The organism is Streptomyces sp. OZ13, from assembly GCF_052068155.1.
Lineage (GTDB): Bacteria > Actinomycetota > Actinomycetes > Streptomycetales > Streptomycetaceae > Streptomyces.
Window position 1 is genome coordinate 406,839 of record NZ_JBQHCZ010000004.1, and the last position, 13,990, is coordinate 420,828.

Genomic DNA, 13,990 nt, shown 5'->3' on the forward strand with positions numbered 1-13,990 from the left:
GCAAGAGGGCCTTTGCTGCCGAGCTGTGACATCCCCTAGGGGAACCCCGGGGGGCCGTCCCCAGGACGGTCGGTCGACGCCCAACTGCTGGTCAGGGCAGGAAGACCGACGTGCTGAAGCTGATCAGAGGGCGGGCGCCGGATTGCTCCGCCCCGGCCGGGTACAGCGCGACGACGTCGGCCCGTTCGCCGTGGTGTGTCCGTGTCACCACGTCGGGGCGCCGGTCGCCGTCGAAGTCCGCGTGCGCGAGCAGGTCCGTCACCGGCTTCGTCTCTCCGGCCGGGAGTCCGGGCGCCGGCGGCACCGGGACCGCGTCGAAGACATGTCTCCCGCCGGGGCGGCCGGGACCGGTGGGTCCGCCGAGCAGCAGCGTGCCCTTGGCGGGGGCGCCCGCCGTACGGGTACGGGGCAGGACGACCAGGTCGTCGGCGCCGTCGCCGTTGGTGTCGGCCTTTCCGGCGGGCGCCGCGAGGGCGGGTCCGCCGCCGGTGACGGGCGCGCCGGCCGCGCGGGGCGCACCGGCACGGGTGAACGGGCCGCGCAGGAAGCTGACGCGCCCGGCGGAGGCGGTGACGGCCAGGTCGGCGCTGCCGTCGCCGTCGAAGTCGCCGCAGACGGGGTGGTCGGGCCAGTCGTTGCCGTAGCGGGCCTTGTCGGGGATCCGCAGGACGACGGCCTTGCCGGTGATGCCCGTGACGGACCCGAAGAGCAGCTGGAGCGGTACGGGCGGGCGGCCGATGCCGTCGTACGGGGGGTCGGTGGTCACGACCAGGTCCGCGTAGCCGTCCTTGTCGAGGTCGCAGGAGGTCTCGGCGTCGAACGCGGCCGGGAGGACGCCCTGAACCGCGGCTCCGTGCGTGCGGGGCGTGAGCAGCTGCCGTACGGCCGGGTCGAGGCGTTCGCCGCCGCCGGTGCCGTAGACGATGCCGATGCCCGCGTCGTCCCCGTGGCTGTCCTTCGCGGACTTCACCAGGTCGTCGAGCACGAGGTCGCGGTGGCCGTCGCCGTTGAAGTCGGACGGGACGCGGCTGCCGTCGCCGCGCGGTACGGGGAGGGAGGGCGTGGTGGTGCGGCCCGCGAGGGGCGCGGCGTCGCCGTTCTTGGCGGCGGGCTCCGTGGCGGCGGGTGCGGGGTCGCTGTCGCAGCCGGTGAGGGCTGCCATCAGCACCGCGGAGACGCAGAGCGCGCCCAGTGCGGTCGCCGTGCCGGCTCGTGCACGCCGCACGGCCCACCCCCGTTTCGCTGTCACCCGCGTCATCCGCTGTCCCCCTCGCCCCACGATGGTCGTGCGGGCGGGCCGGTGAGGGCAATGGACGGCGCTTGATCGAAGGGCAAAGGTTATGAGCCCAGGGGAGCAGCGATCCGGGCGGTCCGCCCTGGACGGACCGCCGGCCGCGCCCGTAACGCGCGAGCGGCCGGTCCTGCCCCCGAGGCAGGTCCGGCCGCTCGTCGTTCTCCTGGTAGGAGACGCCTACTTCACGGGCTCCGGTTCCGGTGCGCCCTCGGGCTCCGTCTCCGGCGCGGGGTCGGACGGCGGCGTCTTGACCGAGTCGAGCAGCAGCTGGGCCACGTCGACGACCTGGAGGGACTCCTTGGCCTTGCCGTCGTTCTTCTTGCCGTTGACCGAGTCGGTGAGCATGACCAGGCAGAACGGGCAGGCGGTGGAGACGATGTCCGGGTTGAGGGACAGGGCCTCGTCGACGCGCTCGGTGTTGATGCGCTTGCCGATCCGCTCCTCCATCCACATCCGCGCGCCGCCGGCGCCGCAGCAGAAGCCGCGCTCCTTGTGGCGGTGCATCTCCTGCTGGCGCAGGCCCGGGACGGCCGACATGATCTCGCGTGGGGGCGTGTAGACCTTGTTGTGGCGGCCCAGGTAGCACGGGTCGTGGTAGGTGATCAGGCCGTCGACCGGCGTGACCGGGACGAGCTTGCCCTCGTCGATCAGGTGCTGCAGCAGCTGCGTGTGGTGGATGACCTCGAACTCGCCGCCGAGCTGCGGGTACTCGTTCGCGATCGTGTTGAAGCAGTGCGGGCAGGTGGCGACGATCTTCTTGGCCGACTTCGGCTTCTTCGTCTCCGGGTCGTCGTCGTCCTCGCCGAACGCCATGTTCAGCATCGCGACGTTCTCCTGGCCGAGCTGCTGGAACAGCGGCTCGTTGCCCAGGCGCCGCGGCGAGTCACCGGTGCACTTCTCCTCGCCGCCCATGATCGCGAACTTGACGCCCGCCATGTGCAGCAGCTCCGCGAAGGCCTTGGTGGTCTTCTTGGCGCGGTCCTCGAGGGCGCCGGCGCAGCCGACCCAGTACAGGTAGTCGACCTCGGTGAGGTCCTCGACGTCCTTGCCGACGATCGGGACCTCGAAGTCGACCTCCTTGGTCCACTCCACGCGCTGCTTCTTGGCGAGCCCCCAGGGGTTGCCCTTCTTCTCCAGGTTCTTGAGCATCGTGCCCGCCTCGGACGGGAACGAGGACTCGATCATGACCTGGTAGCGGCGCATGTCGACGATGTGGTCGATGTGCTCGATGTCGACCGGGCACTGCTCGACGCAGGCGCCGCAGGTGGTGCAGGACCACAGGACGTCCGGGTCGATGACGCCGTTCTCCTCGAGGGTCCCGATCAGGGGGCGCTCGGCCTCGGCCAGGGCGGCCGCGGGGACGTCCTTCAGCTGCTCGGCGGAGGCCTTCTCCTCGCCCTCCATGGTCTTGCCGCCGCCGGCCAGCAGGTACGGGGCCTTGGCGTGCGCGTGGTCGCGCAGCGACATGATCAGGAGCTTCGGGGACAGCGGCTTGCCGGTGTTCCAGGCGGGGCACTGCGACTGGCAGCGGCCGCACTCGGTGCAGGTGGAGAAGTCGAGGATGCCCTTCCAGGAGAACTGCTCGACCTGGGAGACGCCGAACACGTCGTCCTCGCCCGGGTCCTCCCAGTCGATCTCCTTGCCGCCGGACGTCATCGGCTTCAGCTCGCCGAGGGCGGACTCGCCGGTCGCGTTGCGCTTGAACCAGATGTTCGGGAAGGCGAGGAAGCGGTGCCAGGCCACACCCATGTTGGTGTTGAGCGAGACCGTGATCATCCAGATCATGGTCGTGCTCAGCTTGATCATCGCGAACAGGTAGACCAGGTTCTGGAGAACGCCGAGGCTCAGGCCCTTGAGGGCCAGGACCAGCGGGTACGAAGCGAAGTACGCGGCCTCGTAGCCCTCCACGTGGTGGATCGCGCCTTCCAGGCCCCGCAGCACGTAGATCGCCAGGCCGATGATGAGGATGACGTACTCGACGAAGTACGCCTGTCCCATCTTCGAGCCCGCGAACCGGGACTTACGGCCGGGGCCCGAGGGCAGGTTCAGCAGGCGGATGACCATCAGCGTGGCGATGCCGAGGACGGTCATCGACCCGATGAACTCGATGTAGAGCTCGTACGGCAGGAAGCCGCCGATCACCGGCAGCGTCCAGTCGGCCCGGAAGAGCTGGCCGTAGGCGGTGATGATCGTCGGCGGCAGCGTCAGGAAGCCGATCGCGACGAACCAGTGGGCGATGCCGACGATGCCCCATCGGTTCATCCGCGTATGACCGAGGAACTCCCTGACCAGGGTCACGCTGCGCTGGTAGGGGTTGTCGGTCCGGGTGCCGGCGGGCACCGGCTGCCCCAGCTTGAAGTAGCGCACGAACTGGCCGATGGCGCGGGCGAGCAGCGCAACGCCCACCACGGTCAGGGTCAGCGACACGATGATCGCGGCGAGTTGCATGGAGGCTCCTCGGGCCTGCGAGGGTGGAGGACTAGGTACTACTAAGCGGTAACTTATTCAGCCCGAGCTGAGACTACCCACTTATTCCGCCGCACTGTAGCCACGCAGGCGGTGATCTGTGTCGCTCAGGCAACCCTGACCGGGGTCACCGGGGCGGCATGGGCGACGCGCCGTCCGGCGACCGCCACGGGCACTGTGCGGGCCAGGATCACCAGGTCGAGTCCCAGCCAGTGCTGCTCCACATAATGCAGGTCCAGCACGGTCATTTCCTCCCAGGGCAGCTCCGAGCGCCCGCCGACCTGCCACAGGCCCGTCATTCCGGGCCGTACGGCGAGCCGGACGCCCTCCGGCCCGCGCCCGTCACGAACGGCGTCCGGGGCCAGCGGGAGCGGCCCGACCAGGGACATCTCGCCACGGACCACGTTGAGCAGCTGGGGGAGCCGGTCCGTGAAGTGGCGGCGCAGCGCCCGGCCCACCGTCGTGACGCGGCCCGCGTACCTGGTCCGGAAGGTGAACATGGTGAAAGGGCGGCCGCCGAGGCCCACTCGGTGGTGGCGCTCCAGTACGGGGCCGGCCGTGGTCAGCGCCACGGCGGCCGAGGCCGCCAGCAGGACCGGGGACAGCACCAGCAGCAGGAGCAGGGCGCCCGTCAGATCGACGGCTCGCTTTGCCGGCATGGGGAGCGCCCTTCTCGTCCGTGGCCGGCGGTCGTTTCCTGACGGGGCTCTTGGCCGCATTGACAGTTCTTGACCGCTTTTTTCGGATATGACTCTTCCAGATGCGCGTCCGCCGCAGGGCGCGCCACGCGCACGGTCAAGAACTGCACGTAAGGGCGGGATAAAACTTGAGCCGCCTCGACTCAGGTTGGTTGACTCGATCCAACGGGTGAGGCATCCTTGAGCCAGTTCCACTCAAGTCAGTTGTTGGAGGAATCGAAATGGCACGTGCGGTCGGCATCGACCTGGGCACGACTAACTCCGTCGTCAGCGTTCTGGAGGGCGGCGAGCCCACCGTCATCACCAACGCCGAGGGTGCCAGGACCACGCCGTCCGTCGTCGCCTTCGCGAAGAACGGTGAGGTGCTGGTCGGCGAGGTGGCCAAGCGTCAGGCGGTCACCAACGTCGATCGGACCATTCGGTCCGTCAAGCGCCACATGGGCACGGACTGGAAGATCGAGCTCGACGGGAAGAACTTCAACCCGCAGCAGATGAGCGCGTTCATCCTGCAGAAGCTGAAGCGGGACGCGGAGTCCTACCTGGGCGAGAAGGTCACCGACGCGGTGATCACCGTCCCCGCGTACTTCAACGACTCCGAGCGCCAGGCGACCAAGGAGGCCGGTGAGATCGCGGGCCTCAACGTCCTGCGCATCGTCAACGAGCCCACCGCGGCGGCCCTGGCCTACGGCCTGGACAAGGACGACCAGACGATCCTCGTCTTCGACCTCGGTGGCGGCACCTTCGACGTCTCGCTGCTCGAGATCGGCGACGGCGTCGTCGAGGTGAAGGCCACCAACGGCGACAACCATCTCGGTGGTGACGACTGGGACCAGCGCGTCGTCGACTACCTGGTGAAGCAGTTCGCCAACGGGCACGGCGTCGACCTGTCCAAGGACAAGATGGCTCTCCAGCGTCTCCGCGAAGCCGCGGAGAAGGCCAAGATCGAGCTGTCGTCCTCGACCGAGACGTCGATCAACCTGCCCTACATCACGGCCTCCGCCGAGGGCCCGCTGCACCTGGACGAGAAGCTCACCCGCGCCCAGTTCCAGCAGCTGACGTCCGACCTGCTCGAGCGCTGCAAGACCCCGTTCCACAACGTCATCAAGGACGCCGGCATCGCGCTGTCCGAGATCGACCACGTGGTCCTGGTCGGCGGTTCGACCCGTATGCCCGCCGTCGCCGAGCTCGTCAAGGAGCTCACCGGCGGCAAGGACGCCAACAAGGGTGTGAACCCGGACGAGGTCGTCGCCATCGGCGCCTCGCTCCAGGCCGGTGTCCTCAAGGGTGAGGTCAAGGACGTCCTGCTCCTCGACGTGACCCCGCTGTCCCTCGGCATCGAGACCAAGGGCGGCATCATGACCAAGCTCATCGAGCGCAACACCACGATCCCGACCAAGCGGTCCGAGATCTTCACGACGGCCGAGGACAACCAGCCGTCCGTGCAGATCCAGGTCTACCAGGGCGAGCGCGAGATCGCGGCGTACAACAAGAAGCTCGGGATGTTCGAGCTGACCGGTCTGCCGCCGGCCCCGCGCGGCGTGCCGCAGATCGAGGTCTCCTTCGACATCGACGCCAACGGCATCATGCACGTGACCGCGAAGGACCTCGGCACGGGCAAGGAGCAGAAGATGACCGTCACCGGCGGCTCCTCGCTGCCGAAGGACGAGGTCGACCGTATGCGCCAGGAGGCCGAGCAGTACGCGGACGAGGACCACCGTCGCCGCGAGGCCGCCGAGACCCGTAACCAGGGCGAGCAGCTCGTCTACCAGACCGAGAAGTTCCTCAAGGACAACGAGGACAAGGTCCCCGGCGAGGTGAAGACCGAGGTCGAGACGGCCCTCACCGAGCTGAAGGAGAAGCTCAAGGGCGAGGACACGGCCGAGATCCGTACCGCCACGGAGAAGGTCGCCGCGGTCAGCCAGAAGCTCGGCCAGGCCATGTACGCCAACGCCGCGCCCGAGGGAGCGGCCGCGGGTGCCGGCGCCGAGGGCCAGGCCGGTGCCGGCCAGGCCGACGACGACGTCGTCGACGCCGAGATCGTCGACGAGGACAAGCCGAAGAAGGACGGTGCCGCGTGACCGAGGAGACCCCGGGCTTCGAGGAGAAGCCCGACGTCCCCTCCGGCGCCACACCTGACGACGCCGCCGAGTCCGCCGAGACCTCCTCCGAGCAGGAGGGCCCGGCGGCCCCGGCAGGGGACGCAGCAAAGATCGCCGGCCTGACGGCGCAGCTGGACCAGACGCGTACCGCCCTCAACGAGCGGACCGCCGACCTCCAGCGGCTCCAGGCCGAGTACCAGAACTACCGCCGGCGCGTGGAGCGCGACAGGGTCACGGTCAAGGAGATCGCCACGGCGACGCTGCTGACCGAACTCCTGCCCGTGCTCGACGACATCGGCCGCGCTCGGGAGCACGGGGAGCTGGTGGGCGGGTTCAAGTCGGTGGCCGAGTCTCTCGAGACGGCCGCCGCCAAGATGGGCCTGCAGCAGTTCGGCAAGGAGGGCGAGCCCTTCGACCCGACCATCCACGAGGCCCTGATGCACTCGTACGCACCGGATGTCACGGAGACGACGTGCGTCGCCGTGCTCCAGCCGGGGTACCGCATCGGCGAGCGCACGATCCGCCCCGCGCGGGTCGCGGTGGCCGAGCCCCAGCCGGGCGCGGCCCCCGCGGCACAGAAGGAAGAGAAGTCGGCCGACGAGGAGAGCGGTGGCCCCGAAGAGGGCTGACGCAGGAAACGTCCGGAAGGAGGGACGTCGATGAGCACGAAGGACTTCGTCGAGAAGGACTACTACAAGGTTCTCGGCGTCCCCAAGGACGCCACAGAGGCCGAGATCAAGAAGGCGTACCGGAAGCTCGCCCGCGAGTTCCACCCGGACGCCAACAAGGGTGACGCGAAGGCCGAGGAGCGCTTCAAGGAGATCTCCGAGGCCAACGACATCCTCGGCGACCCGAAACGGCGCAAGGAGTACGACGACGCCCGCGCCCTGTTCGGCAACGGCGGCTTCCGCGCTCCGGGCGCCGGTGGTCCCGGCGGCACCTTCAACTTCGACCTGGGCGACCTCTTCGGAGGCGCCCCGGGCGGCGGCCAGGCCGGCGGTTTCGGCGGCGGCCTGGGGGACGTGTTCGGCGGCCTGTTCAACCGGGGCGCCGGCCCGGGCACGCGCACCCAGCCGCGTCGCGGCCAGGACATCGAGTCCGAGGTGACGCTCAGCTTCACCGAGGCGGTGGACGGGGCCACGGTCCCGCTGCGGATGTCCAGCTCGGCCGCGTGCAAGGCCTGCTCCGGCACCGGTGACAAGAACGGCACGCCCCGGGTGTGCCCGACCTGCGTCGGTACCGGCCAGGTCTCCCGCGGCGGCAGCGGTTCCTTCTCGCTGACGGACCCGTGCGTGGACTGCAAGGGCCGCGGGCTCATCGCCCAGGATCCGTGCGACGTCTGCAAGGGCAGCGGACGGGCCCGCTCTTCGCGCACCATGCAGGTCCGCATCCCCGCGGGGGTCTCCGACGGGCAGCGGATCCGGCTGCGCGGCAAGGGCGCTCCCGGCGAGCGCGGCGGCCCGGCCGGCGACCTCTACGTCGTCGTCCACGTCGACGCGCACCCGGTCTTCGGCCGCAAGGGCGACAACCTCACCGTCACGGTGCCGGTCTCCTTCACGGAGGCTGCGCTCGGCGGCGAGATCAGGGTCCCCACGCTCGGCGGCCCGCCGGTCACGCTGAAGCTGCCCGCCGGCACGCCCGCCGGGCGCACCATGCGGGCCCGCGGCAAGGGCGCCGTCCGCAAGGACGGCACCCGCGGCGACCTGCTGGTGACCGTCGAGGTGGCCGTGCCCGGCGAGCTCGGCGACAAGGCCAGGGAAGCGCTGGAGGCCTACCGCGAAGCCACCGCGGACGAGGATCCGCGGGCGGAGTTGTTCCAGGCCGCGAAGGGAGCTTGATATGGACCGGTCGGGGCGCAGTCGCAACCCGTACGAACTGACCGACGAGTCGCCGGTGTACGTCATCTCGGTCGCCGCGCAGCTGTCGGGCCTGCATCCGCAGACCCTGCGGCAGTACGACCGGCTGGGTCTCGTCTCGCCCGATCGCACGGCCGGCCGCGGCAGGCGTTACTCGGCCCGCGACATCGAACTGCTCCGTACGGTGCAGCAGTTGTCGCAGGACGAGGGCATCAACCTGGCCGGCATCAAGCGGATCATCGAACTGGAGAACCAGGTCGCGGCTCTGCAGCAGCGGGTCGCGGAGCTGTCGTCGGCCCTCGACGGCGCGGCGGCGGCCATGCAGCAGCGCGAGGCGCAGGTCCATGCTTCCTACCGGCGCGATCTCGTGCCGTACCAGGACGTCCAGCAGGCGAGCGCGCTGGTCGTCTGGCGGCCCAAGCGGCCGGAGTAGTCGCAGGACCCCGCGTCGGGCGGCCCAGGCCGTCCCGACGCCCGAAGGGCCGGAGGCACTGTGCCTCCGGCCCTTCACGTCTGTCCGGCCGGATTCAGCGGCTCTCGTCCAGGATTCCCGACTGGGCGATCAGGTAGCCGAGTTGGGCGCGGCTGCCGCTGCCGAGCGTGGCGTTCAGTTTGGCGATGTGGGCACGGCAGGTGCGCACGTTCATCCCGAGGCGGCGGGCGATGGAGTCGTCGACATGTCCTTCGACGAGCAGTTTGGCGATGGAGCGCTGCACGCTGGTGATGCCGTCCAGCTCGGGCGCGTACGACAGTTGCTCCTCCCACGGTGTGGCATGGAGCCAGAACTGCTCGAAGACGCCCACGAGGTAGCGCACGAGTCCTTCGTGGCGCAGTTCCAGGGCGACCTGCCGGTCGCTGCGGGCGGGTACGAAGGCCACCTTGCGGTCGACGATGATCAGGCGGTCGATGATCTCCTCGAGCGTGCGGACCTCCACGCCGTAGGGACTGACCCGTTCGACATAGGCCAGTGTCGAGGGGTGGTGGCGGGCCGTGTGCTGGTACAGCGTGCGCATCTTCACGCCGTTCTTCAGCAGCGGCTCCGCCCGGCGCAGACCGTGCTCCAGGGTGTCCGGACGCCGTCCGCTGCCGGGTTGCACGGTCAGGAGTTCCTCGGCGCACTCGGCGGTGACCCGGTCCAGCGCCGCGTTGATGAGGCCCAGGCCCTCGAGCACGGTGATGGCGTGCCTGGTCGACAGGTCCTGGGCGGTCAGGGTCATGAACGGCTCGAACGTGCCGACGATGGACAGGGCGAGCTGCCGGCGCTCCTGGATCTCCCTTTCGATGGGGTGAATCAGCTGGTTGAGTGCGAGTGACGGCGGGACCGGGCGCAGCCAGCCGGCGTCGTCGGGATCGGGGCGCAGCAGGGCGAGATCCAGCAGGCAGGGTGCGCTCCCGGCCTCTGACCGGGAAACCTGGCCGGTACGCAATGCCGTTGCGTAGAGATTCTTCCCTGCTTCGCATAGTTCGCCTGCACTGTGGCTATGCCCGACATTGTCCTTGTTCGACGCCATTTGACACCCCCTCAGGGTCCTGAATTACAGGAACATGATGCCTGTGGTCGCTGGTGGAAGCATTCGGTGTGAGACATCGTCTTAGACGCGGGGGGAGGGTATTGGACAGAATGGGGTGGAGATCCTCCATGAACAGGACGCTTCGCATACTTGGCGCACTTGCTGTTGCCGCAGCCGCGTTCAGTGTTCTAGGGACGAGCGGTGAGCCGACGTGGGAATCAGGGCCGGCGCACACGGTGATCGCCGGTGAGCCGACCTGGGAGTCGGAGTCTGTGGGTGCGGTGATCGCGGGCGCCGACGAACTCACGTGGGAGATCGCTCCCGTGGACGCGGGCGCGGGCGCATGACCATCCCGCCGGATGATCGCGTGTTCCGGCGGGAGATGGCGACGGCTTACAGGTCCGGGTGGCATTTCATCGACCTCGTCACGGCGATTCCGCACCGTGGCGACTCGTTGATGGTCACCCTGTTCGGTGAGCCGATCGTCGTCGCGCGCGAGGAGGACGAGGATGTCCGTGCCTACCGCTGTCTTCGCCGGCCCCGAGGGGCTCCTCAGCCCGTCCGCTGTGCCATCCGGTACGGCATGATTTTTGTCAATCTCGACCAGCGTGACCACCAGCTGGCCGAGCCGGACACAACCGCCACCCCCCGCAGTGCCTGAGCGATTCCCCCGTCGTTTCAAATCGCTCAGGTGCTTCCCCCACACAGCGGCGCCATCGTGGACCTGAAACACGATGGCGCCGTTGTGCTGCCCGGAAACATGTCCGGAGCCCGGCCCGGTTACGCCCGGCCCATCGCGCGGGTGAGCGCGATCTCGATGACCACCCGGTCCGGATTGGGGGCCGGGGTGCGTCCGTACCGCTCCGCGTAACGGCTCACCGCGTCCGCCACGACCTCCGCCTCCGTGCGGATCGTCGCGATGCCCTCCAGCGTCGCCCAGCGGCCTCTGTCCACCTGGCAGACCGCGACCCGTGCCCCTTCCGGGCCGGCGGCCAGCACGTTCGCGACCTTGCGGCTGTGCTTGTTGGTGATCACCCGGGCGAAACCGCCCTCGGGGTCGTAGGTGACTCCCACCGCGACGACGTGCGGAGTGCCGTCAGGCCGGGGGGTCGTCAGTGTGCACATGTGGTGATCACGCCAGAAGCTGAGGTAGGACGCGCCGGGGTTGCGAGGATCGATGGCCATGGGCGGAACCTACCTCCGGGCCCTGCCGGGCAGTACCCTGAGTGGATTAGACTCAACTTTATACAGGTTGCTTGGGTCATAATTGAGGTAACCGCTCCATCGGCAAGGAGGAGATGCGCACGTGGACGCCGAGCTGACCAACAAGAGCCGGGACGCGATCAACGCCGCCACCAGCAGGGCGGTGTCCGGCGGACACCCGGACCTCACCCCGGCGCATCTGCTTCTGGCGCTGCTGGAGGGCGCGGACAACGAGAACATCACCGATCTGCTGGCCGCCGTCGACGCGGACCAGGCCGCCGTACGCTCCGGGGCCGAGCGCATCCTCGCGTCGCTGCCGAGCGTGACCGGCTCCACGGTCGCCCCGCCCCAGCCCAACCGCGAACTGCTGGCCGTCATCGCCGACGCCTCGCAGCGCGCCAAGGAACTCGGCGACGAGTACCTGTCCACCGAGCACCTGCTCATCGGCATCGCGGCGAAGGGCGGCGCGGCCGGGGAGGTGCTGGACCGGCAGGGCGCCGGCGCCAAGCAACTGCTGGACGCTTTCGAGAAGACAAGGGGAGGGCGCCGGGTGACCACACCCGACCCTGAGGGTCAGTACAAGGCGTTGGAGAAGTTCGGCACGGACTTCACCGCGGCTGCCCGCGAGGGCAAGCTCGACCCGGTCATCGGCCGGGACCAGGAGATCCGCCGCGTCGTGCAGGTCCTGTCGCGGCGCACGAAGAACAACCCGGTGCTCATCGGCGAGCCCGGCGTCGGCAAGACCGCCGTCGTCGAGGGCCTCGCCCAGCGCATCGTCAAGGGCGACGTGCCCGAGTCGCTGCGCAACAAGCGGCTGGTCGCGCTCGACCTCGGCGCGATGGTGGCGGGCGCCAAGTACCGCGGTGAGTTCGAGGAGCGGCTGAAGACCGTGCTGTCCGAGATCAAGGAGAGCAACGGCCAGATCATCACCTTCATCGACGAGCTGCACACGGTCGTCGGCGCGGGCGCCGGCGGCGACTCCGCCATGGACGCGGGCAACATGCTCAAGCCGATGCTGGCCCGCGGCGAGCTGCGGATGGTCGGCGCGACGACGCTCGACGAGTACCGCGAGCGGATCGAGAAGGACCCGGCGCTCGAGCGCCGCTTCCAGCAGGTGCTGGTCGCCGAGCCGTCGGTCGAGGACACCATCGCGATCCTGCGCGGGCTCAAGGGCCGCTACGAGGCCCACCACAAGGTGCAGATCAACGACAGCGCGCTCGTCGCCGCCGCCACCCTCTCCGACCGGTACATCACCTCCCGGTTCCTGCCGGACAAGGCCATCGACCTCGTCGACGAGTCCGCGTCGCGGCTGCGCATGGAGATCGACTCCTCGCCCGTCGAGATCGACGAACTCCAGCGCGCCGTCGACCGGCTGCGGATGGAGGAGCTGGCGCTCAGGAACGAGTCCGACCCCGCCTCCAAGCAGCGCCTGGAGAAGCTGCGCAGGGACCTGGCCGACCGGGAGGAGGAGCTTCGCGGACTCACCGCCCGCTGGGAGAAGGAGAAGCAGGGCCTCAACCGTGTCGGTGAGCTGAAGGAACGCCTCGACGACCTGCGCGGACAGGCCGAACGCGCCCAGCGCGACGGCGACTTCGACACCGCCTCCAAGCTGCTCTACGGGGAGATCCCGGGTCTGGAGCGCGAGTTGGAGGAGGCGGCGCAGGCCGAGGCCGAGCAGGCCTCCAAGGACACGATGGTCAAGGAGGAGGTCGGCCCGGACGACATCGCCGACGTCGTCGGTTCCTGGACCGGCATCCCGGCCGGGCGGCTCCTCGAGGGCGAGACGCAGAAGCTGCTGCGCATGGAGCAGGAGCTGGGCCGCCGGCTCATCGGCCAGTCCGAGGCCGTGCAGGCCGTCTCCGACGCGGTGCGCCGGACACGGGCGGGCATCGCCGACCCCGACCGGCCCACCGGCTCCTTCCTGTTCCTCGGCCCGACCGGTGTCGGCAAGACGGAACTGGCGAAGGCGCTCGCGGACTTCCTCTTCGACGACGAGCGGGCGATGGTCCGCATCGACATGTCCGAGTACGGCGAGAAGCACAGCGTGGCCCGCCTGGTCGGCGCGCCTCCCGGCTACGTCGGTTACGAGGAGGGCGGCCAGCTCACCGAGGCCGTGCGCCGGCGCCCGTACAGCGTGGTGCTGCTGGACGAGGTGGAGAAGGCCCACCCCGAGGTCTTCGACATCCTGCTCCAGGTGCTCGACGACGGGCGGCTCACCGACGGCCAGGGCCGGACGGTGGATTTCCGCAACACCATCCTGATCCTGACCTCCAACCTCGGGTCGCAGTACCTGATGGAGCCCACGACCAGCGAGGAGCAGAAGAAGCAGCAGGTGCTGGAGGTCGTGCGGGCCTCCTTCAAGCCGGAGTTCCTCAACCGGCTCGACGACCTGGTGGTCTTCTCCGCCCTGTCCAAGGCGGAGCTGGAGCGCATCGCCGAGCTCCAGATCGGACGGCTGGCCAAGCGGATGGCGGACCGCCGGCTGACGCTGGAGGTCACCCCCGAGGCGCTGGCCTGGCTCGCGGAGGAGGGCAACGACCCGGCGTACGGCGCGCGTCCGTTGCGGCGGCTGATCCAGACGGCGATCGGTGACCGGCTCGCGAAGGAGATCCTCGCGGGCGAGGTCAACGACGGCGACACCGTACGGGTGGACCGTTTCGAGGACGGCCTGATCGTGGGCGCGGCGACCTGACACCGCGCGGCACGGCCGTCCCGGCGAGCGGGGCACGAGGACAGGGCATGAGGGTGGTGGCCCGTCCTCGTGCCCCGTTCGCGTCCGCCGCCTGTTCACCCGGACAGCGGCGGGCGGGGCACCCGAGCGGGAGATCTTGTCAGCCCGCAGCGGATCGCGGGCGGCGGGGCT

At 69.5% G+C, this 13,990-nt stretch carries 12 protein-coding genes; 7 read left to right on the plus strand and 5 right to left on the minus strand.

Translation table 11 applies throughout. The features are described 5' to 3' along the window. Positions 1-91 precede the first annotated feature (91 nt). The 3 genes from ACTMTU_RS12190 to ACTMTU_RS12200 form a co-directional block, all read right to left on the minus strand. Complete coding sequence (locus ACTMTU_RS12190; protein WP_441263492.1) at positions 92-1,258, minus strand: FG-GAP repeat domain-containing protein; 1,167 nt, start codon at positions 1,256-1,258, stop codon at positions 92-94. A gap of 213 nt (positions 1,259-1,471) precedes the next feature. After that, on the minus strand, positions 1,472-3,742 hold the full coding sequence (locus tag ACTMTU_RS12195; protein WP_441263493.1) for a (Fe-S)-binding protein: 2,271 nt from the start codon (positions 3,740-3,742) through the stop codon (positions 1,472-1,474). Between the two features lie 125 nt (positions 3,743-3,867). Continuing rightward, on the minus strand, positions 3,868-4,419 hold the full coding sequence (locus tag ACTMTU_RS12200; RefSeq protein WP_441263494.1) for a sugar transferase: 552 nt from the start codon (positions 4,417-4,419) through the stop codon (positions 3,868-3,870). Positions 4,420-4,679: 260 nt separating this feature from the next. On the opposite strand from ACTMTU_RS12200, the gene dnaK reads away from it, so the two are divergent. The 4 genes from dnaK to ACTMTU_RS12220 are packed head-to-tail and all read left to right on the plus strand — an operon-like array spanning position 4,680 to position 8,846. After that, positions 4,680-6,536 carry a molecular chaperone DnaK gene (gene dnaK / locus ACTMTU_RS12205; RefSeq protein WP_005314563.1) on the plus strand — a complete coding sequence of 619 codons (1,857 nt, stop codon included), beginning with the start codon at positions 4,680-4,682 and terminating at the stop codon, positions 6,534-6,536. Next, a complete protein-coding gene (gene grpE / locus ACTMTU_RS12210) occupies positions 6,533-7,186 on the plus strand; it encodes a nucleotide exchange factor GrpE (protein WP_189470828.1) in 654 nt (217 codons plus the stop codon). The genes dnaK and grpE overlap by 4 nt, the downstream gene beginning before the upstream one ends. Positions 7,187-7,216: 30 nt before the next feature. Continuing rightward, entirely contained in the window at positions 7,217-8,395 is a 1,179-nt protein-coding gene (gene dnaJ, locus ACTMTU_RS12215) for a molecular chaperone DnaJ (protein WP_307707494.1), read from the plus strand. A gap of 1 nt (position 8,396) precedes the next feature. Next, the gene (locus ACTMTU_RS12220; protein WP_005314561.1) at positions 8,397-8,846 is read left to right on the plus strand and encodes a heat shock protein transcriptional repressor HspR; all 450 of its coding nucleotides are present in this window, start codon (positions 8,397-8,399) and stop codon (positions 8,844-8,846) included. Positions 8,847-8,940: 94 nt separating this feature from the next. Here the strand turns inward: ACTMTU_RS12220 and ACTMTU_RS12225 are convergent, their stop codons facing one another. Then, complete coding sequence (locus ACTMTU_RS12225) at positions 8,941-9,924, minus strand: helix-turn-helix transcriptional regulator (protein WP_441263495.1); 984 nt, start codon at positions 9,922-9,924, stop codon at positions 8,941-8,943. 128 nt (positions 9,925-10,052) lie between these two features. Here ACTMTU_RS12225 and ACTMTU_RS12230 point away from each other — a divergent pair, with 128 nt between their 5' ends. Both ACTMTU_RS12230 and ACTMTU_RS12235 read left to right on the plus strand, forming a co-directional pair. Further along, positions 10,053-10,271, plus strand: coding sequence for a hypothetical protein (locus ACTMTU_RS12230; RefSeq protein WP_441263496.1), 219 nt, complete (start codon positions 10,053-10,055; stop codon positions 10,269-10,271). Continuing rightward, positions 10,268-10,585 carry a (2Fe-2S)-binding protein gene (locus ACTMTU_RS12235; RefSeq protein WP_100108277.1) on the plus strand — a complete coding sequence of 106 codons (318 nt, stop codon included), beginning with the start codon at positions 10,268-10,270 and terminating at the stop codon, positions 10,583-10,585. Before ACTMTU_RS12230 ends, ACTMTU_RS12235 begins: the two co-directional genes overlap by 4 nt. 119 nt (positions 10,586-10,704) lie before the next feature. On the opposite strand, the gene ACTMTU_RS12240 is transcribed toward ACTMTU_RS12235, so the two are convergent. Beyond that, positions 10,705-11,109: a pyridoxamine 5'-phosphate oxidase family protein gene (locus ACTMTU_RS12240; RefSeq protein WP_441263497.1), complete on the minus strand. Its 405-nt coding sequence runs from the start codon at positions 11,107-11,109 to the stop codon at positions 10,705-10,707. Positions 11,110-11,230: 121 nt separating this feature from the next. Between ACTMTU_RS12240 and clpB the strand changes: the two genes are divergently transcribed. After that, positions 11,231-13,819: an ATP-dependent chaperone ClpB gene (gene clpB / locus ACTMTU_RS12245; protein ID WP_441263498.1), complete on the plus strand. Its 2,589-nt coding sequence runs from the start codon at positions 11,231-11,233 to the stop codon at positions 13,817-13,819. The last annotated feature ends 171 nt before the right edge of the window (positions 13,820-13,990 follow it).